The organism is Rathayibacter sp. AY1B7 (assembly GCF_002932735.1).
GTDB lineage: Bacteria > Actinomycetota > Actinomycetes > Actinomycetales > Microbacteriaceae > Rathayibacter.
This window is the reverse complement of sequence record NZ_PSWK01000034.1, coordinates 1-25,014: the sequence shown is the minus strand read 5'-3', so window position 1 is coordinate 25,014 and position 25,014 is coordinate 1. Positions and strand designations below refer to the sequence as shown.

The following is a 25,014-nucleotide window of genomic DNA, read 5'->3' as shown; positions in this document are numbered from 1 at the left end:
GTCATCGAGGGTGTTCGCGGGGGAACCAGGGACCTTGACGCCCGCACGGCGGACGAGGAACGTTCAGCGTTGTCGCGGACGTTTATCGCCGGATGGTGCAGAGCGAGCGCACGTCCGTCCAGCAGTCCGCTGACCGTGTGGACGCTGGCGGCAATGCCGTGCTCGCACGGCTGGTCCCCGAGGGTGGTCTGGTCAGCGATGCACAGGCGACGGGGTGATGCTCACCAACCACGACATCGGCGGACACAGCGAGACCTCGCCCAGAGGTGGGGCGGCTGCTTGAGTTCGCCTCGCGGAGCAGTACGCCTCCGTGCTACTCAGCCGCGATCTGCCAAGTGATTGGGCACATGTCTCTGCAGTTACGCGACCACCTCCTGCAGCTCCGCAGTTGATCTCGGCGCCGAGTCGGTACTTCGTTCCGACTCCAGGAAGCGGTCACGGATTGATGATGAGCGATTCCGACGATGGCGTCGGGTCGATGGTGATGTAGCCCATGTCGACCACCACCTCGCGCACTTTGACTACCGCGACGACTGCACCGAGTTTGTGTTCGCCGGCATCGCCGAACATGTAGAAACACCACGGTGACGCTCCAGAGCCGAAGCGGGATCGAGAACGGATCCCGCCGAATCCGGCTGCTCGAATCGTCGTCGCCCACTGTTGGGTCAGGGCGTAGTCGGACCTCGGGGCGGAGACGTCGCCGGGAACGATGCCGAAAGCTGAGGCTTTTCCGGCCGTGAAGTCGGCGAATTTTGTGGAGGGGACCGCAAGGGAACTCACGCGGCGACCTGCGACCGCCGTATTTGGGAGCGCGAAAGCCCCGGCGAGGACATGCCCGAGTGACTCGCGGACCGCGATCTCACGTGTCGACGCCATGTTGAGGGTGCCCAGGGGAGATTCGAGATCGAATCTCCCCTGGGCACTTGAGAAGTACCAGGGATCGTTTGACTTGTGGTGAGCCCGATGCAATCGCAGCCCCGCTCCGTGCCTGTGTGACGGAAACTGCGACAGATCCGCGTCCGGGTCAGGTGGTTGAAGTGTGCTCTCAGATCTCCCCATGAGGGACATTGTGCCAAGCCTTGGCATCGTCTGCGGCAACATCCATCAGGTCGAGGATCTCGTCGGTTTCCCGTGAACCGATGACGTCAAGCGCTGTGCGTCCGCCGAACTGCTCAATCGGAGTCGTCAGCCAGTACGCGATCGTCCAGCCGTCCTCTCCCGATGCCAGGAGAATCTGCAGGACCTTACTGAGCTGGGGGTGTACCCCACCGGTTGCCTGGAACTGAAAGGCGGGGAAGAGGAGCTTTCCGTCCGAGGTCTGCACACGGAGGAGGCGGTTGCTCTTCACTCGCTCGTTGACGGCCTGACGCGAAACGTTCCCGAGCACGGTCATGACCCGGTCGATCGTGTAGAAGGCTCCGAGCTGCGTGTTGACGCGGTTGGCTTCACGCATCCCTGCGAGGGCGGACGACGCGGTGGCGTCCAGCGCGTCCTGCGAGAAGTCCGTGATGGCCTTCGAGGTGACGAGGTCGTCGACGGACCGGCTGAAGCGGTCTACGAGATCCTCTTTGTATCGGTCGATTGCGGTGCTCATAATTTCCTCTCTGCTGCGAGTATACCCCAGCGTCAAGGTCCGTCAAGGCTTGATCTGCGTCAAGGTTCAGCAAGGTTATGGACAGCGTAGTACGTGCTCGCGACGTCGACGCACGCCCAGACAGATGGGGCACGGCTGACCGAGTGCGCCGCCCTGCGCTTCCAGAGCGACACCGGGACGTGCACCGCAAACTGGTGCCGGCGTCCCTGGCCTGTTGTGCGGCCGTGACCGCAAAGTGCTTTAAAAGCGGGTCTGCTGCCTACGGTCGTTTCCAGGCGATGTAGATCCGGGTACCACTGCCTCCCATGCGTGGGTGTCGACCGAGGGATCGGAAGGCTTGGACGACGACCAGGGCGGTGGTCCAGAACGCGGTGGTCAGGATCTTGTCGATGAGGGAGTGGGACCAGGTGAACCAGCTGTCGGTGTTGCCTGTCGCTTCGAAGAACTGCATCGCGCCCGATCCGAGGAGTAGGGCCAGGGAGATGCTGTTCAGCCAGATCGGCGCGGGCTGGGTGAGGGAGTAGCGCAGTCGTCCGACGCGTCCGAGGACGTGCACGCGTCCGGTACGGCTCTCGGTTCCGTCCTTCGCGACCTCGAGGACATCCTCACCGGTGGGGACCAGGGCGACCTGGTCGCTGGCGAGGCCGCGTCGGATGGATCGGTCGTTTGCCGCGACGACGCGCAGGGCGACGAGCGCGCGTTCGGTGGCGGCTTCGAGTCGGTCGATGGACTCCGAGCGGACGCGCACGTTCACCCGGTTGCGGAACACGGTCACGAGTCCCCAGCAGCCACTGCTCCCGTCGTGCAGCGGGATGATGCGGTCGGCGTCCAGAGAGTTGAGCAGGATGTCGTGCTTGATCTGGGTCAGGAGTACCAGCACGTTGATCGCGAGGAGCTCCAGATGCGGGTGCAGCGGCAGCTGATCGTCGTTCTCGATCATCGCCGCCGCTTCCGAATGACGGAGGCCCTCCGCGTCTCGGTCGGTGGTGCGGGCGAGAAGGAGCAGACGGCCCAGTTGCTGGGTGCTCAGCTGCTCTTCCGGGTACCAGATGGAGGCATGAACCCGGGCGAGGACCTCCTCGACGCCGTCTTCGGTGATGACGGGCGCGTCGCCTTCGCGACGAAATTCCAGGCGTACGAGCGTCCTCATCGGAACCTCTCAGGTTGGTGAATCACGTCGAGACCCAGGGGTCGCGAAATCACACTACGAGCGCGCGAGGGTGACCTCATGCTGGCCGGGTGTTCACCGTGTGGGCGACCCCGCGTTCTGGGCAACCCCGTGCCGAGTCTGTCCGAGGTCGGCGAATGGGTGGTGCCGGGGGAGATCGAATGCCTAGTCGCCCCGAGGACAAGCAGCTGCACTCGACGCTCGGGACGTGCGGTCTCGTCATGCAGCCGCGGACGGCCACAATGGCGGAATTTGACGCTGTCATCGAGCAGATCAGGACGATCCCGGTCGTGAGGGACACACGGATGAGCCGGCTCTGGCACTCTCTCGCCGGGCAACCGGAGGAGCCGGCGAAGCCGGCCCTGGTACCGTCCGGCTGAGACGGCACCTGCTACCTCCGCTGTTCCGACGATAAATATTGGTCAAACTGAGTCAAAATGACGATTTTGCGTTGCGTTTGAAAGTTTACCGGCTATTGTGGAGGTGACCTAGGAGGTCCCCATGACGATCGCCCCCCTCTCGTTCGGACAGCCGCGGTGCTGGCACCCTGCCTTCTCGGCGTCTGAGCTGATGACTCTTCAGACGGCGATCCCTTGGGGCATCCACGAGGCGCAAGCTCGGACCGGACGCGCGAACCGGGAGTACGCCGATCCCGACGATGAGCTGTACGTCTATGGCGTCGGGATGTCGAGGGCCGTTCCGAAGGACATCAGGGTCGGCCTCGTGGGGGAGGCGAGCTTCCGCGAAGAGCCGATCCCGCGCTCGTCCCGGAAGCTGATGTTCATCGGCCAGGGACTCATCTTCCCGATCCGCGTGGGCGAAAAGATGAGACGGAACACCAACCAGCTCTATCTCCCGTCTCTCTCGCGGACGCGACGAGCCGCCTTCGCGGAGCACAGCTCGCGCCGGCCCGAGCTGACCGATCTGACGCTCTTCGACGACCCGGCGGACGCCAATGATGACGCTGCTCGCATCAAGGACGTTCTCCATCACATCGAGGAGGACGAGGACCGTACGGAGCTGTTCGTCGCCTTCTACAGCAGCTCCCCGAGGGGAGTGGGCCAGATCATGTGGGCGCCGGCGCGCTTGGACGGCAACTACCTGCGATTCCTCGAACCCGAGACCTTGACCTTCCGCAAGGTGCCTCAGACCAGCGAGCCCGCCGCGACCAAGCCGCAGCCCGCGGAGAGCTTCGCGGACGCCCCGCGACCTCGCACCACCGTGAAGCTGCGCACTTCGAAGCAGCCCGACCAGCAGGACCAGTAATGCCCACAGCACCCTCCACCCTCACCGCGACAGACGTCGCCCGCGCCTTTGACCCCTCGCGTCTCGAACAGGCACGCCGCTTCCGCGCCATGACCAAGACGGACGTTCACCGCCTCGTCGGCGTCTCTGCCGCGGCGGTCGGCCAGTACGAGCGCGGCGAGATCGTCCCGCGCGCGGAGACGATCACCGCCCTCGCGTCTGCTCTCGACGTCCCCATCTCGTTCTTCACTCTCGGGCGCCCCGCGGTGCGGGTCGAGGTCGCCGAGGCCTCGTTCCGGCGTCTGCGTTCCACCACCGTGGGTCAGCAGCAGCAGGCCACCGCCTACGCCGAGCTCGTCTGGGAACTCAGCCGCTACCTCGAGCAGTTCGTCGAATTTCCCGACGTCAATCTCCCGGACTGGGCGCACACGGAATCAGAGGATGCACCCGACCCAGTGAGCGCCGCTCGCCTCATGCGTTCCTACTGGCACTTGGGTACGGAACCGATCCCGCACCTCGTCTACCAGCTCGAGCAGCACGGGATCCTGACCGTCCTGTTCTCGATGAAAGAGGACGAACTCGACCCAAAACGCAAGATCGATGCGTTCTCCATCAGCTCGCTCCCTCGACCGATCATCGTGCTCACCCCCGACAAGGCCGACGATGTCCTCCGACACCGCTTCTCGGCCGCCCACGAACTCGGTCACATCGTGCTCCACCACGGACGCCACGGCAGCGACACTCAGATGGAGCGCGACGCGGACGCGTTCGCGGCCGAGTTTCTCACCCCGCGCGACACGATCCAGAACGAGCTACCCCGCCGAGTGAACCTTGCCCGCCTCGAGGCGGTCAGCCAGCGGTGGGGGGTTTCGATTCACTCCCTTCTCTACCGCTGTAAGGAGCTGGAGTTCATCTCCGAATCTACCTACCGGCGCGCTTGGATCACCCTCAACACCGTCAAGCCCACCGCTCAGCCGATCCGGGACTTCCCGGGGGAGAGGCCGGAACTGATGAGGAACGCGCTTGCCCTCCTTCATGACGACGGCACGTCCATCGCGGCCATCGCGGAGGCCCTGCGCGTGAGCGTGAAGATCATCCGCCGCCTCGCCGACATCGATGAGCCTCCCGCACCCCGCCTAAGCCTCGTCCGGTCCTCGGACGATGCGGACCGCCACCGGGCGGATCCGATCACCACCGATCACGAACAGAAAGGAGGAACCACCATGTCGAACAGGTCAAGCATCTCCGGACGCTACATCTCGAACGCCGCCGCCGCGCGTCACCCGCGCACCAGCGTCACCGAGTCAGGAGCGAACCGCACCAGCGCAACGCAGCACCGCAGCGCAATCACGGGGCACTACATCACCCCGGCTGCCGCCGCGCGTCACCCGCACACCAGCATCACCGAGAACAAGAAGTAACACCATCCAAAGGAGGGCTCGATCTCAGTAGACGTGAGATCGAGCCCTCTTTTCGTTGACGCTACCTGTTCTGTCTCAGTCGCGCGACGCGCACGACGAGGAACTGACGGTACGAGCCGGCCCCAGCTTGAGTCAGGGCGTCCAGGCCGTCTCATCCACCCAGGGTCGTCGGGCGAGCTCGCTCAAGGTCGCCAGAGCCGGCCGAGCATGCTGCGCTCGAAAATCGAGCCAGCGGTCTTCGACGTGAGGATCCGCGAACTCGGCGCCGACACGCACCGCCCCGCGACCGGAGTGAACCTCGATCGCGTCCCACCCTCCTTCCGACTCCGCGAAACGGAAGGAGAGCTGCTCCCAGGTCGGGTCGATGTAGATGACCGCCGCCTGATCGCGCGAGGTGAAGGGAGTTCCGGAGAGGTCGCTGGTCGCGGTCCCGTCCGCGAAGCGTTGCTCGCGGTACCCCATCCGCCGATCTTCGAGGGCGAGTCGCATCGCGTCCTTGACGTTCTGCTTCGGTCCGTAATCGCGGATCGCCGTCAAGTAACTGAAATCGGCCTTACTGCCGTCGACACGACGGATCCAGATCCCGGTCGCGTCAGGGCGAACGTTAAACCGGTCTCCCTCGCTGGTCAAACCGATGAAGAAGTAGTCGATCCCCACACCGATCTTCACGTCGGCCTCGTGATGGATCTCGACCAGCGCACGCAGCTGCGCGTCATGCTCCGGATCGGAGATGGGGTCGTGCACACGATAACGAGGATCGTGGAGGATCGCCTTGAAGTGTTTCTCCGCGGCCGCTCGAGTGGGCCATTGGTAACCATCCAGGACGACCGGAATGCCTCTTCCCATCAGAACCCCCTTGATCAGATGGCCCGAGCCTAGCCGTCGTCATCGGAGGTGGCCCGAGCAGGTGAATGCGACACTCGAGGACATGAACGACGCGATCACGTGGGCACCGACGGGAACGACGAGGTCCCGCAGGAGGCGCCGACCCGACTTCGACGTCGACGAGGGGTTCATCGCCTCGTAGTCGGATGAGAACACCGACCTGGATCTGCCCGCCTACGAGTGGAGGTCGTACTCTCGTGACGATCAGGACGTCGCGCGCCTGGAGCTCATTGGCACCTCCCCGCGCCGAGTCATGGCGCAGGGCTCCGGTAGCTGTCTCCGGTGGAAGGCGGCGAGGCAGGAGTTCGTGACCATATTTTGTGTCGGCAGCCGGCATCTCGGGTGCCCGACCCATCCGCGCCCGAGGAGCAAACTGACATAATCTCGATTATGAGAAGCGGCATTGGGAAGCGCCCGGGGGAGCGCGCAAGCCCTGTACCGCCCTCGACGGGCTTGCGTACCGTCGCTGACGACCCGCACCACTCCTCGAGGCACCGGACCGGTGCAGAACAGGTAACAGCACATGACTCGCGAGCAGAACATCGCCTCCCAGCAGGCCTTCGGTGAGGCGGTCAACGCCGGCGACTTTGCCGCGTTCGACGCACTCGTCGCGCCCGACTCGGTCGATCACGACCCGGCGCCCGGCCAGGCACCCGGTCCGGAGGGATACGCCGCGTTCTTCGGCGACCTGCGGACCGCGTTCCCCGACATGGCGCTCGAGGTCGAGAAGCTCGTCGCGGACGACGACAGCGTCGCTTTCGCCTACACGCTGACCGGCACGCAGACCGGTGTGTTCCAGGGCCACGCGCCGACGGGCAAGTCCGTGAAGATCCGCGGCATGCAGATCAGCACCTTCGTCGACGGCAAGCTCGCCGAGCGCTGGGGAAGCAGCGACGAGCTCGGCATCCTCACGCAGCTCGGCCTCGCACCCGGCGCCTAGCCGGCGTGACTCCGGCGGGTTCCGAGGCTCGTGTGCATCCACACCTCGGAGCCCGTCGGGCGGAGTGTGTGCGAACAAACTGACATAACGTCGATTATCGGATACGGCGAGAGGGCGGCACTAGCTGATTGCCGGCTCGCTATCTCGAGACGTGAAGTACGCGGTACCCCTTCCGCAAATTTTTCTGCGTTTCAAGGACTTCGAACCGACTTCAAGAAGCGGGCGGCTCGGGTCACCGGGTGCCGCTTAGCAGGCGGCGAGTCGTGCAGCATCGCCGGAGAGGTTTCCGACGTCGCCGAGGAACATATATATATCATTTCCTGCCCTAGCGGCGCACCTTGAGAACGGCTCCGCCCTTGAAGAGCGCAATAAACAGGTTGTCCCCTCTATCCACGGCAATTCCCATAGGTCCGCAAATGTGGGATAGAGCGGGACCATTGACCGTTGGCCCCTTGCAGTTGCCATACATGTCGGTCGAGGCGCCGGCAGCGACGGTCAGCATGCCTGACGCGTCAACTCGTGTAACCCTGTTATTGCCATAATCAACAATGAAGATATTCCCTTGGCTGTCGACCTTGACGTCGCTGACGCCGTTAATTCCTACCTCGGTAGCTCTCTTGGGCAGCGCACCATCCCCAGTCCCTGCGAGATTGAGATCTCCAGCGACCACCTGTAGTTGCCCATTTGGCGTGATCTTGACAATCACGCTTCCGTTGGCGAGTGCAGCGTAGAGATTTCCGCTCGCGTCGACATCGATCCCACGCACGCTACTATCACCGAAGACTGCGTCAGTAGCTGAACTCGAAAGAGGTGTCCAATCAAATATTCCCTTGGCCCCCGCGACACGGGAAAGCTGCCCCGCTGGCGTGATTTTGAGGACGTACGCGCCAGTGGATGCGAAGACGTTTCCCGCCGAATCCACCGCGATTCCACTAGGCGTTCCACCGAGGCCAGTGGAAAGCGCGTTTCCGGACGTTGGCGGATCACAAGGCATATAGTCGCCGGGACACGTCGACGTGCCGTTTCCTGCAATAATCGACAATTGCCCCGCCGCAGTGACCTTCACTATGTGGTTGGTGGTGCCAAAGTATACGTTGCCCGCGGCGTCGGAGTCGAAGTAGCTCAGCCCGTTGAGTGGGCTTTGTGTAGCGCGGCCGGGTCTCGGTTCGCCCATCTGGCCATTACCCGCAAACGTCGTTACAGTTCCATTGGGCGTCACCTTCTGTACGATTTCTTCATTTGATCGGAGATATGTATTGCCGGCCGGGTCTACGGCGATTCCCACTGGATAGGTGAGACCTTGGGCTATGACCTTCATTTCGGTGTCCCAGTTGCCGCCGGGTTCCTCGTGGATGCGCCCGTTTCCGTCCAGCGAAAATATCAGCTGTAGAGGTGCCGATGTTTTACCGCCACTTGTCACGGAGATGATGTTGACGGTGTAGAGCACGCCGGGCTGCATGAGCGAGAACGTGGCGGATTGCCCCGCGCTGCGCAGGTAGGGCGAGATGGGGTTCGCGGAGATGCGGTAACCCACTACGCCCGGGCTCGGTGAGGCATCCCATTGCACGGTCACGAGACCGACCGCACTTGCGCTGACTCGGGCGTCGCTGGGCGGTGCGATGTACATGCCGACGTAGATCTGCACACTTCCCGCGATCCCGTCGGAGTCCTTTGCGGAAAGTTTCACCACCCTGTCACCGGGCGCGGTGCTCGAGGCGGTGAACACACCGGTGTTTGAAATTCGGTCGCCGCCGGTGCCTCCGTTGAGAGACCAGGTCACGGGCTTCGTTATGCCGTCGGAGCGGCTTGCAACAGCCGTCACGCTCGCTCCTGGCGGGATTTGGTAGTTACTCGCTGATAAGGCGTATGCGGGCTTCGGCGTTCCGTTCAGCGTGACCGAGGGTAGATGAGCGGTTGCGACGTCGACGGTGGTCCGCCCCAGGTCGTAGTTGAGTATCGATAGAGCTAACGATGCTGTCAGACTCAGCTTTGGCTCGAGATTGAACCAGGGGTCCACTTTTGATTGCACGGTCATGAACAGAGCCAGCCTTGCTGCCATCGACGCTTCGAAGAAGTCGTAGATTAGGACTTTGGCTTCAACACCGAGGGTGACGGTGCCCTTGAACTGTGCAGTGAGCGCCGAGTCGGGAGCGCCAAATGCGTCGAAGTGAGGGCCATCGGTGAGGTCAATTCCGACGACTTGACCATCTTTTGATGAATAGCTCATCCCCGACCCGAGGGTCATGCTTGCAGAAAGAGAGACCGTCGCCGCTCCGTCAACTTTGAGAGTGATGGGGATCTGAGGTCGGATCGTCACCGGTACCGTCCCGATCATGAACACGATGGGGTGAGGAAGCTGGATGGTGCCGAGGTTCCATTGACGAGACGCGGAGACGGAACCGCTCACGGAGGCTGTGGTCTTGATGGACGCGCTCGCCCTCGTAGTGAGTTCACCATCCTTCACCGAGAGTCCGGTGCTGACCGAAGGCGTAAGACTTAGAGAAGCTTTGAAGGCCCAGCCGCCGCAGATCTTTCCCCCGCCCGATCGCTCGGACCCCGAGCAGGTATTTGCGCCACTCTCCCTGAACTCGATCGGGAAGGTCTGCGAGAGCGTCGCGCCGACCTCGGTGCCGGAACTAGCCATGACACCTGGCCGGTCCGGCCGGAAGGACGAATCCGCCCGCAGGTTCGACTCGGTGTCGACCTGATCCACAAGCTCCACATTCGCGTCGAGGGTGAAGCTGTCGAAGGCGTCGGCGAAGTCGGCGGACGTCGTTGTAACCACGAGTCCGTTGCCGAAGGTGTCGATCGAGACCACCTCACGCATCGTTCCGCTCTCCAGCAAGGGGCCGGGCGGGATCACAACGATGTCGCCGGCACGCAAATCTGCAACATCTGAGGGCGCTGGCAGGGGCCAGGTGAAGGTGTCCTCCTCAACGGTAAGCAGTGCCACCGCCGACTCGTCAGTGAGCACGATTGTTTCGGCTTCAAGGGTGATGGTCGGGGTCACGGCGTTTTCAGACGTCCAAGGTTGACCAGTACCAGCGGAGTTGGTCGCGCTAATCGAGAAGAAATAGTACTGCGAGCCGTCCAGACCCTCCACAGTGAAGGTTGTCTGAGACGCATTCAACGAGACTTTATCGGCGGCAGCGTCGGAACCGATCACCCATGTGCCGTCCTCCGCGCGCGCGGCTTGCTGCCAGCCGACAGTGTAACTCGCGATCGGACTCCCTCCATCGTCTACGGGGGGTGACCAAGCGAGCTCGACAGCGCCGGATCCGTCGGGAACGGCTTGTGCCGCTATCGGTACGTCCGGCGTGTAGATGTTAGAAGCCTTCGCTGTGCCCTCGGACGGCTCTGAAGGGCCGACGACGTTCTTGGCGACGGCCCGTACCGTGTATTCACGATCGTTGGTGAGCCCCGCGAGGATGACCGAGCGGTCGTCGACTCCAGCAGTGGCACTTGACACGACCACACCGTCGTCAAGGGCGCTGATCACGTATCCGTCGACAGCAGTGCCGCCGTCGTAGGCGGGGGCAATCCAGCCCACGGTAATCGTACCGTTTCGTCCGATAAGTCCTGAGATGAGCGGGGCCTCAGGAGCTTGCGTGGGCCATGGAACGACGGGCGTCGATGGGGGCGAGATGAGCCCGAAACCGGACTCTAGTTCGGCCTGGACGGTGAATCGGTAGATGACTCCTTCGCAGAGCCCGGCGAACATTGTCGATGAGTCGCTCGCGGGTACCTTTTTCGAAAGGGGCGATGCTGAAGCACACGCGACAGGGACGCCTTCGCCTTCGGCGGTGGCGACGAGCCGATACCCCGTGAGGTCGTCACGTGCGTCGGGGAGCCACGAGATCCAAGCTCCAAGGCCCAGGGGAAGTGACTCGACGATCAATGCACGATCTGACCCTTCTGGAACTGGCAAGGCAACCTCGACCGGGTTGCTGGCGAGCGTGGCCGTCGAGTAACCAGCTTTTGATCCTGTCACGGTAACGGTCAACAAGGCGCCCGCGTCGGCCAGCACGATTCGATAGCCGGAGCTCGTCGCACCTGCGATAGGCGTTCCGGAGCGGTACCACTGATACGTGAACGTCGGGACCGGGTTCCACGTCCCGGGGTTGGCAGTGAGGGTCGACCCGACGGTCGTGGCGCCGGTGATCGTCGGGACCGGTGCGGTTGTGAATGCGACGGGTGTGGTGGTGATCGTTGCGGTCGGGGCGGACGTCTTCGAGGTGGTGGTGAAGCCGTCCTTCGTTCCGGTGACGGCGACGGTGAGCGTCGCGCCGGCGTCCGCGGTGACGAGGGTGTAGGTGGCTCCGGTCGCGCCGCTGATGACGGTGGTCCCCCGCTTCCACTGATACGTGAACGTCGGGACCGGGTTCCACGTCCCGGGATTCGCCGTCAACGTCTCCCCCACCGTCGTCGTCCCCGTGATCGTGGGTGTCGGCGCAGCAGTGAACGCCGTCGCCGCGAGAGCAGGGGCTGCGGGTAGTGCGGTCAGAACGAGCGCAATGAGCAGCAGCATTGCAATGCGGGCACGCGAGGAGAGCTTGGGCAGCACCGGAGACCAATCGACGATGTGACAGAGACCGCGACATCGCTCGGGAGGACGGAAGAGGAGCAACCCATACCGCCCGGTTGAGAAGCCGCTCATTATCTCCACAGCCTGAACCAGTCCGCTATCACCAAAGCGGGGACAGAGAGGTGAAGACCACGCCCGCGCACTCCCGCGGCAGGACGCGCGCTCGGGAGGTTTCAGCCCTTGCGTATGTCTGTCAGGCGGCTTCGGGCGGCTGGTTATCGGGTGGGAAGAACGAGGCGGGAGGCGAGGTGTAGGGCAGTGGTTCGCCGGCTTTGTTCTCGTCGAGGGAGAGCGCGTAGGGGCCGGCGGGTGAGAGCAGCATCGCCATCTGTCGGTCGCAGTGGCTGATCCACCAGTCGCTCATCCCGGACCCGCCGTGGAGGCGAGCTTTCTCCCACGAACGCTACAGCGCCTCGATGCGCGAGGCCGCCTCCTCGCTCTTCCACCACGCGGCCTGCCTCGGACATTGATTGGAGCAACGCAAGATACAACTGCATCGATGCCGCGGCACTCTGCTGCGCCGAACCGCGCTCCGTCAGCATTGGACGCAGGCTGACGCAGTCTGACCTCTGGCCACGACTTCGCCTCTTGCCTCAGCGGCCGGGCTTGGATCGTTCGATTTGAGCTCCCTGGCCGCGGCTGCCACGAGTTGAGGGGACACGTGCGCGCTTTGTGGGTTCCGCGCCGCGGGCGGGAGTGGCGAAGGATGCGTCGACGGTCATCCGCGCGTTCACCTGCTCCTCCGGCACGTCCTGAGCCTGCATCGTCGCTGCTGTGTGCGCACGGCGCTCGGCGCTGTCGTACGCAAGGTCCCCTTCGGACCGAGCCGCGACTGCGCGCCCCTCGTCAGCCGACGCTGGGACGTTGTCGGGGTCGCGCGGCGCACTGCTGTCGTCGCGGTATAGGGCGACTCGAGCCGTAGCGTCCGCAGCGAGGCTGCGCAGCTCATCCGAGCTCTGCGTCGGGGTGCCGCCGGCTTCTGCGTCGCGGTTGTACTGCGCGGCCTGCTGCTCGAGCTCATCGGCACGTTGCGCGGAGTCGATCGGGATCTCTGACGACGCGACCGAAGAGGAGGCGTCGTAGGCGCGGTCGAGGCGGTCGGCTTCCGCGATCATCACCTTGGCCTCAGTGACGTCGCGCTGAGACTGAGCCCGCTCGGCGTCCGGGGCGGCGACGGTGAGCCCGTTGGCCTGGTCGGCTCGCCACTCCTGCACAAGCGCCGCGCGGGAGGCTTCAGCCACCGCTGGTTCCGCCGGCTGCGCGCGGCCGTTGTCATCGAAGGCGACGGCTGTCTCGACGCGGTAGTCCTGGTAGCCGACCGGATCGTTGGCGCGCTTCCACTCCTCCGCGGCGCTCAGCTCGAGTGCGGGGACGTCGCCGGCTACCGCCGCGCGGTAGTCCGCGATGAGCGCCCGCTCCGCCGAAGGGTTGGGCTCGCGGATGTCGCCGACGGGCATCGTCAGCCGGTCTTCGTCGTGGCGGTGGTAGCCATCGGGCGCGGCAGTGGAGGCCCACTGCTTCGCGAGGTCCAACTCAGTCGGAGTGTCCTGGGCGATGCCCTGCAACGTGGCGATATCGACGCCGTAGCGCTCCTTCGCCTCCGACGCGATCAGTGCGCTGGCAGACGCGATCTGCGGGTCGACGTCCTTCCACGCGGTCGCCGTCTCCGCGACACGGGCGACGTCGCGCACGGTCGCCTGATCCCACCACTGGGGATCGTTGACGACGGATACTGCCTGTCGCGCAGCTGCCCGTTCGCCCTCGTAGCGGGCGGCGAGCTCGCGGGCCTCGATGGCGCTGCGCTGTTGCGCTTCGCGCATCGCTTCCTGGTACGCGCGGGCCAGCTTCTCGCCGAGCTGGATCGCGATGGTGAGGGCGATCCGCGCGGACGAGTTGATGGACTCTTCCACGCCTCCGTCGTCGTCAGCCATAGTGATTCCTCCCCTTCACTGGTGTCGGTCTAGCGGTCGTGTCCGTCGCGCTCGCGCAGCTCGGCGCCACGCTGCGGGGCAGCGGTCGTGGTGACGTTCGGCTCCGCCTTCGTGAGCTTCGTCGGGACAGGAGTCCCGGTCGCGAAGCTCGCCTGCACCGTCTCGCGCGCGCGGCGGGTGTCCTCGGGCAGAGCTTCCCAGGCGTTCTTCTGGATCTGCGCGCTGTAGCCCTCGTGGACCGTCTTCAGTTGGTTCCGGATCGTCCCGGCGAGCTCGCGGGTGCGGCGGGCGTCGCCGGCGGCTTGGTGGGCGTCCATGATCGCTCGCGTGGTGCGCACGATCTGGCGCAGCAGCATGGCCTCTTCGGCGGCCTTGTTCCGCTTCCCGGCGGTCGCGAGGATCAGCATCGTCGTGCCGGCCATCGACGGCATCCCAGCCGGCCGCGGCGTCGACTCGCGCGCACGCAGATGCGCGGAGCGAGCGAGGGTCCGTGACGCTTCGGCCAGCGGCCCGGGTGTCGGCTCGAGGCGCCTCGACCATGCGGCGTAGGCACCTGATGCTTCGCGGGCTGCGTGTGCCCAGGTCGCGCGATCGGAGGGGTCCACTCGACTTAGGTAGTCGTGCAGCCGCCCCATGTCCTCCGCGTAGGAGGAGTAGAGGTCGCTGGAGATTTCGGTCGCTTCGCGGCCGGGTGCGACGGGCTGGTAGCGCCACGGGTTCTTCGCTGTCGCGCGCCATTCATCGACTGCTGTCTGCGCGGACTGTGGTGAGTCCGGCCAGCCTTTCCGCAGCTCCGGGAGAGTGAGGTCCCGGGCGAGCTTCCCGCCGCCGTGCCACACCACCGGCGCGCCCTTCTCGGGGCGCAAGGCGACTGAGTAGCCGGCGACGACGTCGTCGCGGCCTGCCGCGTAGCGCGGGCGGATGAGCACGCCTGCCTGGCGCATCCGGCGCACGAACTCCGCCTCGTCCGCGGATGCTGATGCCGACGAGCGGACCGCGCGCTCGAGCCGGTGAGCGTCGACCTCGACAGCGCCGCGGCGCTGCGCGGATTCGCGTGCGCCCGGCTGCACGCCGCGCTCCCCCAGCTCACGTTCCGGCGCGTGCAACGGTTCGAGCCCGTACTCCTTCTCCAGCTGTCGGCTGACCCTCTGCGAGAGCGCCTTGTCGTACGCGACGTGCGCCTTCGTCCCGTCGGCGCGCACCGCGGAGACAGCGATGTGGATGTGGTCGTTGCCGTTCTTCGACAGCCCGTGCCGCACGGCGATCCACCGGCAGTCGGCCTTCCCGGAGGATTCGCCGGCGAACCCCATCCGGTCCACGAAATCGGTCGCTATCCGTCCCCACTGATCATCGGTGAGCTGCCCCTCCTCCGCACGCAGCGAGAGGGAGCAGTGCCAGACATCGGCGGCGACGCGCTTGCTGCCGATCTGCTCGCCGGAGTCCTTGTCGAACACCTGTTCCTGGCGGGTCACCTCGACGCCGAAGAAGTTCTTGTACTCGTTCAACTCCGCCGCGATCGCGGCGGCCTCGGCCTGATCGAGGACGCTCTCCCCGTGCATCGCCATGATCGCCGGGTCCCCCGCGATCAAGTGCTGCTCACGGTGCTCGTTCGCGCGCCCCTCCCCCGCGAGATAGCGCACGAGACCGCCCATGTCCCCTCCGTACGTGACGTTCGGGATCACTGGCCGGCCAGTCGTCGCAGCGTCTCGTTCACCCGAGGCACCAGCGCCCGATACTCCGCGGCCACCTGCACTGCTTCCTCCGGGAAGCGGCCCTCGGTGTTCGCGAACCGAGCGAGCTGATTCATGTTGCTCGAAAGACGCCCCATCAACGTCCGCAGCTGCATCAGCTCCGAACCGACCGACTTCCACTCCACGTCCGAACGCACCTGCGGATCGATCGCCGCCTCGAACATCAACCGCGGCACCGTCACATCAAGAACCTCGGCACGGGCACGCAACATCGCATCCTCATCCGGGGACACCCGCACGACGTACCTCTTCTCCCGACGCTGCTCCGGCGGAACGTTCGGACGACGCTTCCGACCGAACAACCGGCTCGACTCCGTCATCACATCCCCGTCCTTCAGCCCAGCGCAGCGAACCCGCCAACCAGCGGGGACCATACGACCAGTATGCGTACCGGCCCAGCGCAGCGCCAGGCCGGCAAGCAATTTAGGGCACCTAAGTTGACAGCTTGCTCCTCAAACTACCTCTGCCATGTATCCACACCGCTGCTGTTCCGCTAATCGATCCGACGAGCCGAATCAGGGATGGCAGTCGCTCCGCGACTCGATTAACCTGGGGGAATGGCAGACAAGAGAATCGACCCCGACACCGCAGCCGCCTCCGCACGCGAACTGCTCGAACGATCCGTCGAAGAACGGGTCGCAGCAGTGCGCTCCCTCGTCGCGGCGACCAACGACGTCGACACCGCAGACCAGGCAGCGAAGGACGCACGCGACGCGCACAGCAAGGCGTGGGACGCGGCGCTCTCATCCGGGTGGAGCGATAAGGAACTGCGCGCCACCGGAGCCCGTGCCCCTGGCACGACCGGCGCCGCTCCCCGCGCCCGACGCTCGACCCGTCGCGCAGCGGAGGAGACGCCTGCCCTGGCCCCCGAGCACAACGGATAATGCACGACGAGACGCGCACCTACGCTCGCGCGCTGCTCACCAACGCGGTGATGTCCGACTCTGCCGACACTGCGGACACCTGCGCCCGTACCGCGCGCTCGCTCGCGCTCACTACCCTGCGCGACAACGACGACCTCAACCTCCCCGGCCACACCGGAGAGAGGGAAAGAGCATGAACCCTGCAATCGATCCGACAGACGACGAAGTACTCGCAACTTTCCAGGAGCGCGTCTACCGATACCAGTCCTACCTTGAAGAAGCTGCAGCCGACCGGGCGAGGTACCGACGAGACATCGTTGAACGCGATCTGATGGCGCATACCCTCGATCTGGTGGTCTACGCGACAAACTCCATGACTGAGATCCATGCGCTCCTGCTGGCGAAGGTGACCTACCCTGACCTGCGTACTGTCTGGGACCGCTACTTCGTTGTGCACCTCAGCGCCGTACTCGAGACGTTCCCGAAGCTTGCGCGGAAGGTGGTCAGGGAAGCCGATCGCCTTGCGGGAACCGGAAACACGCACGTCGATGCCGGCGCCCTCCGCCGCGCGCACGCCGAGTACGGCCGAGCCGTACGACCGATGAACAACAAGCCATTCAGTGACGAGCTGCGCCGCACACGCAACAGCGTCGCCGCGCACCACATCACCGCCGAGAGCGGAAACATCGACGGTCTAGTGCAATGGGTCAACGACCACGCGTCGTCATCCGCCGTCAGCACTAAGTGGGCCGACAACCCCGTCATCATGAACTCCCTCCGATGGTCGGATGCAGCGGTGAGGTTCGGACACTCCGCCTTCCAGCTGCTGAATGCCGATGCCCTGCCCGAGATTTCCGCCAGCGAGTACCGCCAGAAGGTTGCCGCGCTCGACAACGCCACTCCTACTAAGGGTTCGTCGCGCGCAGAGGAAGCGTGACCTCCACCGTCCGAGCGTCCGTCAAATCGGTCCGCTCCGCTGCGCGGTACACCGTCGATCGGCCCACACCGAACTGCTCCGCCTGCTCCGCTCCCGTGTAGTTCCCATCCGCTCGCCTGTAGCGCGTCCGTCACGTCCGGCCGTCCATCCGACGCGGCACTCTGGCCTCCAAAGCGAGACCGTCAAGAGCACTCCGCGTCCCCTTCGGGGATGACCCTCCGGGTCACACTTGACGGCCTCGCCCCTCCGGCCAACGCTCTGCTTATCGGATGGATGGCCTCAGAGAATGGACACCAGCAGCAGTGCAACCGACACGACGGGACACCGCATGACCAGCGCACATCTGGGCGACGAGCTGCACGCCTGGGCGGCCGGCGACAAGGGACGCGAGGCAGCGACGGAACTGCTCATCCGCGCCGGCCTCGCGAACGCGGACGCGCCCTGGATCCTGCACGACACCGGGTGGAGTGTCTACGCGGTCGACTACGACCGTGCACTCCACGGACACACCGGCCTCACGAGCGCCGACGTCGCGATCCTCACCCTCGCCGCCGCCCTCGCGGAAGGCACCCACATCTCCATCCGCCACGTCACCCAACAGCTCGACTACGAGCACGCGCGACACGCTCTCACCGCGATCGCGCACGCCGCCGGCTACCACCAGCCCACCCGCACGACCGACAACACGGGACCCATGCTCCGCATCGTCTAGCGACCGCCGCTGATGTCTCAGCAGGCATTCCAGGAAGCAGCTTGGGTCTCGTGCTCAGAACGTGCCGGCGGTGGAGAGCGGCAAGCGCTCGAACTGTTCAACTCCGAAATCGTCGTCCCATCGGAGCCCGAGGACGTACTTCCGAGCTCGGCTCGGCGCGCCGGGACGAAACGTGAGGGGCATCCCGGCAGGAAGCACCGGCACAGGAATCGTGACACCTGCCGGCCGCGGCCGTCGCCCGCGGGTGAAGACATCAACGCGGAGGTCGTGGACTGGTCCCGGTCCGCGGTGCTCGAGGCTGTAGGCGGCGAGATCCGGCTCGTAGGTCACAAACCATCGCGCCGGCCCGTCCCTGTGCACTCGCCTCGTCGCCATCCGGTTCAAGAAGCGTTGTCCGGCGCGACGATTTGCGGCACTCGCCTTCGGAGTCCTCGCGGCGTCGGCAGCCTTTTGGTCAGCCCGCCGATCCAGCAGCTTGTTCAGTCGGTAGAAGAGGAAACTGACCATGCCAACCGCCGCAGCACCGATCACCGCGCCGGGCGCCTCAGCGAGGCTGCGCACCATGTCCTCGATCACGTTCACCACTCACCGCCGACCTTGAATCCCATGTTGACGACTCCGCGGTTCGCCGGGTCCGACGGTACCTTGGACTTCCACGCTGAGCGTGTGTCCGGGTCAGAGAGGCCGCAGGTGCAAGAAGAGGACTTTTCGCAGCAAGTCTCGGGAGTAGACCTCCTGGCTGCCGATCTTCGTCGGCTACGCCTGAAGGCGGACAGCCCGACACTGGTCCACCTGGAGCAGCTGACGGGAGTCTCTAAGTCGTCGCTGTCAGACGCTTTCAAGGGCAAGCAACTGCCGTCCGAACGGACTCTCGACTGCCTCGTCCGCGCACTTGGCGAGGACCCGTCCGCGTGGCTCGACCGGCGCACCCGGCTAATGTCCCCCACCACCAAACCGCTTCGTGCGCGCAATGAGCCGGCGTCATCGAACGCTGGTCCGCAGCAGCGTGCATTGACTCTTCGCGGGGCCGTGGTTCTTGCTGTCGTAGCGTTCGGGGTGGGCGCCGCAGTCGCGACCGGCATCAGTGCCCTTGCTGATCGCCCTGAGGCAGTGGCTGCCACCGAGCCGGAGCCGGGAAGCCCGTCGGTGCTTCCCGTCGAGAACGGCGTCGACCCCGCAGCGACCTCCTGCTTGGACGACGCCCGACCGGCCGCATCGGAGACACGCATCGAGAGCGTCCTACTCGAAGTCATGTGGTCCGACCGCTGCCAAGCCGCATGGGGTCGGATCACGCGATACGACAACCAGAGCTTCAACAACAGCGTCCACATCGAGATCTACCCGCAGAGCGCTGACCGCAACAACCACCGGCAGGAGTCCACCGTCGAAGGAGTTCAAAGCGCCTACACCGCCCTCGTCGTTCGAACAGATCCCAACACACGCATCTGCGCTCACGGGAGCATCACACTCGACGGCGACACCATCGACGTAGGCAATGCACTCTGCACCTGACTGAGAGACCGGAACGAGCGCAGCTCCAACCCGATCGCTCGAGGACGCCCGTTCAAGGCCGTGTCGACCTCGACACACCTGCTCAGAGCGCTGGGACCCGTCGCAATGCCCCGCCCGCGTCCGCTTAGCTCGATGCGAATGTTTTCCAGCTTCTCCGGAAATGACGGATCTTCCAACGACGACCCAAGAACCGTCCCGTGCCTGCCACCGTCACGTCGACGGCAGATCGCCGGCTCATCGAGGAGGTAACACCCATGAAAGTTTCCCAACGTCTGGCCTCACTGGGCGCAGCCCTCGCGCTCGCAGGTGGTCTCTCAGTCGCCACCGCAACTCCCGCTCTCGCAGCCGACTACAACGTCAGCATCGCCAAGTACTGCGCCGACAACGTCAGCAGCGGCACCCTCGCCCCCAGCCAGGCCACCAACATCAACAACCGCTGGGACGGTTGGCGCTGCGGCACTCGCTATGGCGCCGTCGGCGTCAACGTCTCCCTCGCTTGCCAGCAGCAACACAACTCCCGCGCCGTCGCCGTCACCGTCAACACCAGCGCCAGCGGATGGCGCTGCCGCTACTAGCCCGACACCACATCCATCAGCACATCAGGGCCGGCCGAGCGCGCAACTCGGCCGGCCCTCCGCCGTGCCCGTGACACCACCGTGGTACCCACGTGCCGCCCCGTGGCCGGGATCGCTCAGAGGTGCTTCTTGAGCCACTCAGTGGTTGACGCCCTCAGCCCACGCCAACTGCCCGCGCCACTGAGCTTCAACACCAGGACCTTGTCGTTGGCATCGAGGTACTTCGTGGCAGCGTCCCTCACCTCATTGCTGCTCTTGTCGGTGACGATCACCCATGTGCTCTCGAGCGCGTGTGAATAGGTACCGTAGGACTTCAAGTGAGCAATGAGCTCGTCATAGTTGCGTCCCGGCGCAGACAGGTCGTAGCTCACGAGGTAGCTCGTCATCGGTTCCTCCATCGGGCGCGTTGAGACAAGTCTTCCAGCATCGCGACGCCGAGCATCCCCGACGCGCGGTCCTGCCTGCGCACCCCGCAGGATGCCCCCTCCCCTCGACGTTCACACCAAAGCGTCGGATTGCGGTACACCCCAACGCAACACCAGTGACACCCAGCGACGCGCGTAGCATTAGGGTCGCTTCTCCCTCTTTCGCTACACATCTGTGTCAGGGTCTAGGAGTGACGCAACGAACGCAGACCGTCGGCTACGTCCGAGTCAGCACGACCGACCAGAACCTCGATCGGCAGATCGAGGTGATCGGAACCGTCGACCGGATCTTCGAAGAGAAGGTCTCCGGCGCTACCCGCATCGACCGACCCGCTCTCGCGGACTGCATCCGCTACGTCCGAGACGGCGACCTCGTCCGAGTCGCATCGATGGATCGCCTCGCGCGCTCGCTGCGAGATCTCCGCGACGTCGTCGACGAGATCGTCGCGAAGGGCGCCTCCGTCGAGTTCATCAAGGAACAACAGACCTACGGACCCGGCGGCGACGATGCGCTCGGGCAGCTGATGCTGCACCTGCTCGGCGCATTCGCCGAGTTCGAGCGCTCCCTCATCCGAGAGCGGCAAGCCGAGGGCATCCGCATCGCGAAGGCCGCTGGAAAGTACACGGGCCGGCAACGCCGGCTCGACGACGACCAGGTCGCTGCAGCTCGAGCGGACATCGCCGCCGGCGTCCCGAAGGCAGCAGTGGCACGCAAGCTCGGCGTCGACCGCACGACCCTCTACCGAGCGCTGGCACTCCCCCAGCCCGACGAGCTCTCCAAGATTGAGCTTTAGAGCGGCGTCAGAACGCCTGCTTGTCGAACCCCTCCGGAGCCGTATTCATCGGATCTACCCACTGGCGGCCGGCGGCGACCGCGCGAGCCAAGCTTTCGAGGCCGGTGCCGAAGTAGCAGTACCCGTGGGTCGTCTCGACCTGCTGATGCGGTGGCATCACCACGAGGCGCCAGTTGAACAGCATCTTCCACACCTCGACCGTGAAAGTCTCCGTCTCCTGAAGCCGGAAGCCGTTCTCCGTCCGCACGATTCGCTCCTCCGCGAAATCGGCCTCCGAGCGCATCCGCCGCTCGAGGTCGTCGAGCACCTCGGCTCGGGTGCGCAGCATCGCCTTCTCATCCACCGTCCCAGTGTCCCGATAGCCGCCCCGTCACCGGACATCTCATCGGGCGGGTCTTACGGGACACTGCAGCCCGCGCTCCTGCGCGGCCCAGTCTGCTCGCCGAAGTGGCGCGGTGAACGACCCCCATACGGGACGCCGCCTGCCGACGAGAGATCCGGCTCAACGGTCTCGACGACGCACTCTCGACACGCGTACAGGGATTCCAACTCCGGGCTTCGCTGGCATGTACCCGTAGTTGTCCGCCCACAGCTCCGGCTCGCTCGCGCGGTCGATCCAACGCAGCGAGTACACCCGACCCCGGACGTCGACCGAACCTCCGAGTAGTTCATCGAAGACCGACTCATCACCCAGCTCGAAACCGTCCTCGTACGGCGGGCCCACGCGCGGATGGGATTCATCGAAAGCAGGCTCATAGAAAAACGTCCACGCGATCCCCCATCGCGGATCACTCAGCTCCCGCCTCCACCACGGGCCGCTGGCCGCGAGGTGAGCACCGACCTGCACCGAGAAGTAGCCCGCTAGCTCACCCTCGAATGACGCCTCAGCGACAGCCTCGCGAAACCGCTCGAGCTCAGGACGCAACTGCGGCGAATCGCGCTTACTCGAGTGGAAGAACATTCGCTGACGGTACTGCGCCGAATACGCCACAGCCACCGGGCTGCTCAGTGGGTGACCGGCCACCCATCCCCTTTCGGGACGCGCGTGGTGGGTAGCGTCCGCCCTACTCTGACGGGATGGAACTGCGGACCGCGAAGACCCTCGGCATCCTCGCGATGGTGATCGGCACCCCAGTCGCCCTCCTCACCCACACGATCGGCTGGATCCAGACCGGCTGGGACCCGGCCGCCGTGCAGTGCCAGCACAGCGAGTACCCCGACGGGATCGACCTCTACTCCAGCCGCGTGTCGGGCGAGAAGATCCTCTACCCGCTCGGCCTGTCCTGCACCTACGCAGCCAGCGAGACCTCACCAGGCATCACCATCCGTCACTACAGGTGGGACGCCACCGCCCTCTTCACCGCAGCCGCCGCACTCGCTCTCGCGGGAACCGTCGTCGCGCTCAGAGCCGAACGCAAGCAGGAGCTCATCACCGAGTCGAAGGAAGAACGAGCGACGACATAGCGCAGCGCCCCCTCTGCCGGTCAACGATCCCGTAACGGGACGTTCCTGGCTCCAGGAGCGACAGTGACGTCACCCTCGATCTAGCGCCGGTTGCACGACGCTGATGAGAGCCAGCACGATCACCACGGCGGCGGTGACTGTTGCTGCCATGAGTGCTTGGCGAGCGGGCGAGTCGAAAAGCCCCGGCGCTTCGTCCGGCTCTAGGTCAGCGGAGTGAGCGCCCTTGGACGCAGCGGCGCGGATGGAACGGCCCTCCTGTTGCCCTTCGCGCACGCTCCTCTCAGGAGGAAGCTGGTGACGCAAGCTCGGGTAAGCCGTTGCCATGATCATGAGTGGAACGAGGACGACGAGAACGAGTGGTTCGTCCCACAAGTCGGGCCACGTGTTCAGCAACACGATCGCGACGACGACGAGCAGTAGCGCATAGGCGGATGCGTAACGCAACACCCGCGAACTGATGGACACGTGCTCAGTATGACGGCACGGCACGACCACCAGCCGACCCTATTACTGGTTAACAACCGCGGCCGAGAGGAGGGTCGCCAGACAGCAGGTGAGAAGCCTAACGATTCGATGTGGACCTGGCGCGCTCAGGAAGCAGATTCTCGGCGCAAGAGAATCTCCTGCAGGTCATGGATGCTTTGTAAGTCCGGGGCACGCCTCACCGTGTTCATGTAGGTAGCGATTACCGCGAGCGGCGCCGTAATGACGAGCAAGCCGACGGAAATCGGGGTAAGAGCCTGCGTGGAGGGGCCCCCGAAGAAAAGATTGCCCAGCAGCAGGCCTCCCGCGAGACCGGCCGCCAGACCGAAGTCAAAACTGGCCCGCGCTCGTCGACGCACTCGACGGCACACTGCCGTGATCATCTCTTCCAACTCCGCGCTCGATCGGTCATTCAGGTCCACGCGCGGAGAATACCCGCCTGAGACCTAGCGCGCTTGCCACTCGCCAGCCAGATCCTGGCATCGCTGAGCTGACGCCGCACGCGACAGCCCGGCGGGGGGCGGTGTCGCCCTGCTCTCGGCCGCGACGCACAGCGCGACTGAGATCAACACCCGCCGGCAGCGGCCCATTGAACGATCTCCATAAGGGTCGAGGCGGTGTCGGGTGGGAGACTCTGCGGTAGTTTCACGACCGAGGGTGGTCATGGTGGAAGTGCTCAAGGGCTCGAGCCTGCTCGCGTCGGGTGTTGTGATCGCCGTGATCTGCTCGCTGTTGCAGTTTCAGGCCGGCGTTCGTGCAGATTTGAATCAGACAGGGGGCCAGCTCAGCCCAGTCCTGCTCGTGGGAATTCTGATCGGATTTGTCGTCTCAGCCGTCGGCGCGATTCAGCTGTTCCAGTGCTACGAACGGTGGGTCACCGCTTCCGCTAGCCGCCGTGCGAAGCCTGCGGACCTGGTTCCTCGGCGTAGGTGAGGTAGCACCGCACGACCGCGTGTCCCCCGCCACATGCGCACCGCTGGGTGCTACGTGAGACGCTGGGTGCTATGTGAGACGCTGACTGCTATGGGAATTCTTGCGAGTGTGTTTGGTGCTGGTTCCGATGAAGAGGCGGGCGCGGCGCTGTCGGGATCGGACGGTCTCGTCTGCGACATAGATCCGACCGGACTCTGGGAGCTCGAAGGCATCCTGACCTCGACACCAGCGCTCGAGGTTCCCGCGGCGCAGTACCAGCCGGTTGCGGCGACCGATGACTACGAGAGCTTCGTCATCGCAGTCAGCACCGGCCTGGGTGGCGCGCTAGACGCCGCAGGTGAGACGGGTCGTGCCGCCGCAGCGCGGCAGTGGGAGGATGCGTCGTCCGAGCTCGAGGGATGGTCACCCGAGCAGGTGCACCGCCTCGTCGAGGATCTCGCTTCGACACTCGCCTCAATCGCCGCGGCCGGTCAGCGCCCCTACCTGCGGGTGAGTGTCTGATCTGTGAACTGAGCTGAGTCAAGAAGTTACTCCGCTGGGACATCAACTAGATGAGGTGGAAGGTGCGGCGTCGGCTCAGTGCCCAGACGAGTGCGCCGGCGAGGAGCACCGCGCAGGTCAGCCCGGCGACGTGCAGGACGAGCGACGGCATTCCGTTCTCGGGGAGCAGGAAGCCGTACGGCACCCACCCGTCGGTCGCTCCGCGGACGAGCACGACGACGACCCAGACGATCGGGTAGGGCAGGACCACCCACAGCCGGCGCCAGGAGAGCGGTCCGCGGTCGGCGAGGACGAT

Annotated in this window: 28 protein-coding genes and 1 pseudogene; 13 read left to right on the top strand and 16 right to left on the bottom strand. The window is 64.9% G+C overall.

Going from position 1 to position 25,014, the window contains the following annotated elements:
* Positions 1–435: 435 nt before the first annotated feature.
* From C5C95_RS15055 to C5C95_RS15045, 3 genes are all read right to left on the bottom strand, one after another.
* Positions 436–1,059 (bottom strand): RES family NAD+ phosphorylase, encoded by a 624-nt coding sequence (locus tag C5C95_RS15055; protein ID WP_258071667.1) that lies wholly within the window; start codon positions 1,057–1,059, stop codon positions 436–438.
* Positions 1,046–1,594 carry an antitoxin Xre/MbcA/ParS toxin-binding domain-containing protein gene (locus C5C95_RS15050; RefSeq protein ID WP_104317980.1) on the bottom strand — a complete coding sequence of 183 codons (549 nt, stop codon included), beginning with the start codon at positions 1,592–1,594 and terminating at the stop codon, positions 1,046–1,048. Before C5C95_RS15050 ends, C5C95_RS15055 begins: the two co-directional genes overlap by 14 nt.
* Before the next feature lie 259 nt (positions 1,595–1,853).
* Positions 1,854–2,744, bottom strand: coding sequence for a hypothetical protein (locus tag C5C95_RS15045; protein WP_146087098.1), 891 nt, complete (start codon positions 2,742–2,744; stop codon positions 1,854–1,856).
* Between the two features lie 519 nt (positions 2,745–3,263).
* Between C5C95_RS15045 and C5C95_RS15030 the strand changes: the two genes are divergently transcribed.
* Both C5C95_RS15030 and C5C95_RS15025 read left to right on the top strand, forming a co-directional pair.
* Entirely contained in the window at positions 3,264–4,028 is a 765-nt protein-coding gene (locus C5C95_RS15030; protein WP_104317984.1) for a hypothetical protein, read from the top strand.
* Entirely contained in the window at positions 4,028–5,428 is a 1,401-nt protein-coding gene (locus C5C95_RS15025) for an ImmA/IrrE family metallo-endopeptidase (RefSeq protein WP_104324755.1), read from the top strand. Before C5C95_RS15030 ends, C5C95_RS15025 begins: the two co-directional genes overlap by 1 nt.
* A 132-nt stretch (positions 5,429–5,560) precedes the next feature.
* Here C5C95_RS15025 and C5C95_RS15020 read toward each other — a convergent pair whose 3' ends face one another.
* Entirely contained in the window at positions 5,561–6,274 is a 714-nt protein-coding gene (locus tag C5C95_RS15020; protein WP_104324754.1) for a DCL family protein, read from the bottom strand.
* A 562-nt stretch (positions 6,275–6,836) separates the two neighbouring features.
* Here C5C95_RS15020 and C5C95_RS15015 point away from each other — a divergent pair.
* Positions 6,837–7,253 carry an ester cyclase gene (locus tag C5C95_RS15015; RefSeq protein WP_056045707.1) on the top strand — a complete coding sequence of 139 codons (417 nt, stop codon included), beginning with the start codon at positions 6,837–6,839 and terminating at the stop codon, positions 7,251–7,253.
* Positions 7,254–7,578: 325 nt separating this feature from the next.
* Here the strand turns inward: C5C95_RS15015 and C5C95_RS15010 are convergent, their stop codons facing one another.
* From C5C95_RS15010 to C5C95_RS14985, 5 genes and pseudogenes are all read right to left on the bottom strand, one after another.
* Positions 7,579–11,817: a fibronectin type III domain-containing protein gene (locus C5C95_RS15010; protein ID WP_146087097.1), complete on the bottom strand. Its 4,239-nt coding sequence runs from the start codon at positions 11,815–11,817 to the stop codon at positions 7,579–7,581.
* A gap of 214 nt (positions 11,818–12,031) precedes the next feature.
* Positions 12,032–12,229, bottom strand: a pseudogene (locus C5C95_RS15000) (DUF4913 domain-containing protein); the annotation flags it as partial.
* Positions 12,230–12,431: 202 nt separating this feature from the next.
* On the bottom strand, positions 12,432–13,769 hold the full coding sequence (locus tag C5C95_RS14995) for a hypothetical protein (RefSeq protein WP_104317989.1): 1,338 nt from the start codon (positions 13,767–13,769) through the stop codon (positions 12,432–12,434).
* 29 nt (positions 13,770–13,798) lie between these two features.
* A complete protein-coding gene (locus C5C95_RS14990; protein WP_146085702.1) occupies positions 13,799–15,421 on the bottom strand; it encodes a relaxase/mobilization nuclease domain-containing protein in 1,623 nt (540 codons plus the stop codon).
* A gap of 26 nt (positions 15,422–15,447) precedes the next feature.
* Positions 15,448–15,840: a plasmid mobilization relaxosome protein MobC gene (locus C5C95_RS14985; RefSeq protein ID WP_146087096.1), complete on the bottom strand. Its 393-nt coding sequence runs from the start codon at positions 15,838–15,840 to the stop codon at positions 15,448–15,450.
* A gap of 237 nt (positions 15,841–16,077) precedes the next feature.
* Between C5C95_RS14985 and C5C95_RS14980 the strand changes: the two genes are divergently transcribed.
* The 4 genes from C5C95_RS14980 (at position 16,078) to C5C95_RS14970 (ending at position 18,032) form a co-directional block, all read left to right on the top strand.
* Positions 16,078–16,404 carry a hypothetical protein gene (locus C5C95_RS14980; RefSeq protein ID WP_146085703.1) on the top strand — a complete coding sequence of 109 codons (327 nt, stop codon included), beginning with the start codon at positions 16,078–16,080 and terminating at the stop codon, positions 16,402–16,404.
* Positions 16,404–16,580: a hypothetical protein gene (locus tag C5C95_RS17550; RefSeq protein ID WP_181125709.1), complete on the top strand. Its 177-nt coding sequence runs from the start codon at positions 16,404–16,406 to the stop codon at positions 16,578–16,580. Before C5C95_RS14980 ends, C5C95_RS17550 begins: the two co-directional genes overlap by 1 nt.
* Entirely contained in the window at positions 16,577–17,320 is a 744-nt protein-coding gene (locus tag C5C95_RS14975; protein WP_146085704.1) for a hypothetical protein, read from the top strand. The genes C5C95_RS17550 and C5C95_RS14975 overlap by 4 nt, the downstream gene beginning before the upstream one ends.
* Positions 17,321–17,648: 328 nt before the next feature.
* A complete protein-coding gene (locus tag C5C95_RS14970) occupies positions 17,649–18,032 on the top strand; it encodes a hypothetical protein (RefSeq protein ID WP_104317994.1) in 384 nt (127 codons plus the stop codon).
* 54 nt (positions 18,033–18,086) lie between these two features.
* Here the strand turns inward: C5C95_RS14970 and C5C95_RS17545 are convergent, their stop codons facing one another.
* On the bottom strand, positions 18,087–18,617 hold the full coding sequence (locus tag C5C95_RS17545) for a hypothetical protein (RefSeq protein WP_181125707.1): 531 nt from the start codon (positions 18,615–18,617) through the stop codon (positions 18,087–18,089).
* Positions 18,618–18,722: 105 nt separating this feature from the next.
* Between C5C95_RS17545 and C5C95_RS17540 the strand changes: the two genes are divergently transcribed.
* Positions 18,723–19,544 (top strand): DUF2690 domain-containing protein, encoded by an 822-nt coding sequence (locus tag C5C95_RS17540; RefSeq protein WP_181125705.1) that lies wholly within the window; start codon positions 18,723–18,725, stop codon positions 19,542–19,544.
* A 254-nt stretch (positions 19,545–19,798) separates the two neighbouring features.
* A complete protein-coding gene (locus tag C5C95_RS14960; RefSeq protein WP_104317996.1) occupies positions 19,799–20,119 on the top strand; it encodes a hypothetical protein in 321 nt (106 codons plus the stop codon).
* A gap of 116 nt (positions 20,120–20,235) precedes the next feature.
* Here the strand turns inward: C5C95_RS14960 and C5C95_RS14955 are convergent, their stop codons facing one another.
* A complete protein-coding gene (locus C5C95_RS14955) occupies positions 20,236–20,505 on the bottom strand; it encodes a SinR family protein (protein ID WP_104317997.1) in 270 nt (89 codons plus the stop codon).
* Between the two features lie 155 nt (positions 20,506–20,660).
* Here C5C95_RS14955 and C5C95_RS14950 point away from each other — a divergent pair, with 155 nt between their 5' ends.
* Entirely contained in the window at positions 20,661–21,338 is a 678-nt protein-coding gene (locus tag C5C95_RS14950) for a recombinase family protein (RefSeq protein ID WP_308471522.1), read from the top strand.
* Between the two features lie 7 nt (positions 21,339–21,345).
* Here C5C95_RS14950 and C5C95_RS14945 read toward each other — a convergent pair whose 3' ends face one another.
* Together C5C95_RS14945 and C5C95_RS14940 are read right to left on the bottom strand one after the other, a co-directional pair.
* Positions 21,346–21,681 (bottom strand): hypothetical protein, encoded by a 336-nt coding sequence (locus C5C95_RS14945; RefSeq protein WP_146087095.1) that lies wholly within the window; start codon positions 21,679–21,681, stop codon positions 21,346–21,348.
* A 159-nt stretch (positions 21,682–21,840) separates the two neighbouring features.
* Positions 21,841–22,299 (bottom strand): hypothetical protein, encoded by a 459-nt coding sequence (locus tag C5C95_RS14940; RefSeq protein ID WP_146076582.1) that lies wholly within the window; start codon positions 22,297–22,299, stop codon positions 21,841–21,843.
* A gap of 116 nt (positions 22,300–22,415) precedes the next feature.
* Here C5C95_RS14940 and C5C95_RS14935 point away from each other — a divergent pair, with 116 nt between their 5' ends.
* On the top strand, positions 22,416–22,802 hold the full coding sequence (locus C5C95_RS14935) for a hypothetical protein (protein WP_104250056.1): 387 nt from the start codon (positions 22,416–22,418) through the stop codon (positions 22,800–22,802).
* 69 nt (positions 22,803–22,871) lie between these two features.
* On the opposite strand, the gene C5C95_RS14930 is transcribed toward C5C95_RS14935, so the two are convergent.
* Positions 22,872–23,267, bottom strand: coding sequence for a hypothetical protein (locus tag C5C95_RS14930; protein ID WP_104250057.1), 396 nt, complete (start codon positions 23,265–23,267; stop codon positions 22,872–22,874).
* 125 nt (positions 23,268–23,392) lie between these two features.
* Positions 23,393–23,707: a hypothetical protein gene (locus tag C5C95_RS14925; RefSeq protein WP_146076581.1), complete on the bottom strand. Its 315-nt coding sequence runs from the start codon at positions 23,705–23,707 to the stop codon at positions 23,393–23,395.
* A gap of 241 nt (positions 23,708–23,948) precedes the next feature.
* Here C5C95_RS14925 and C5C95_RS14920 point away from each other — a divergent pair, with 241 nt between their 5' ends.
* Positions 23,949–24,218, top strand: coding sequence for a hypothetical protein (locus C5C95_RS14920; protein WP_104248173.1), 270 nt, complete (start codon positions 23,949–23,951; stop codon positions 24,216–24,218).
* A 90-nt stretch (positions 24,219–24,308) separates the two neighbouring features.
* Positions 24,309–24,719 (top strand): hypothetical protein, encoded by a 411-nt coding sequence (locus C5C95_RS14915; protein ID WP_104248174.1) that lies wholly within the window; start codon positions 24,309–24,311, stop codon positions 24,717–24,719.
* A 46-nt stretch (positions 24,720–24,765) separates the two neighbouring features.
* Here C5C95_RS14915 and C5C95_RS17535 read toward each other — a convergent pair.
* Positions 24,766–25,014: Pr6Pr family membrane protein (locus C5C95_RS17535; protein ID WP_181125703.1), on the bottom strand; the 249-nt coding region annotated here is incomplete at its 5' end.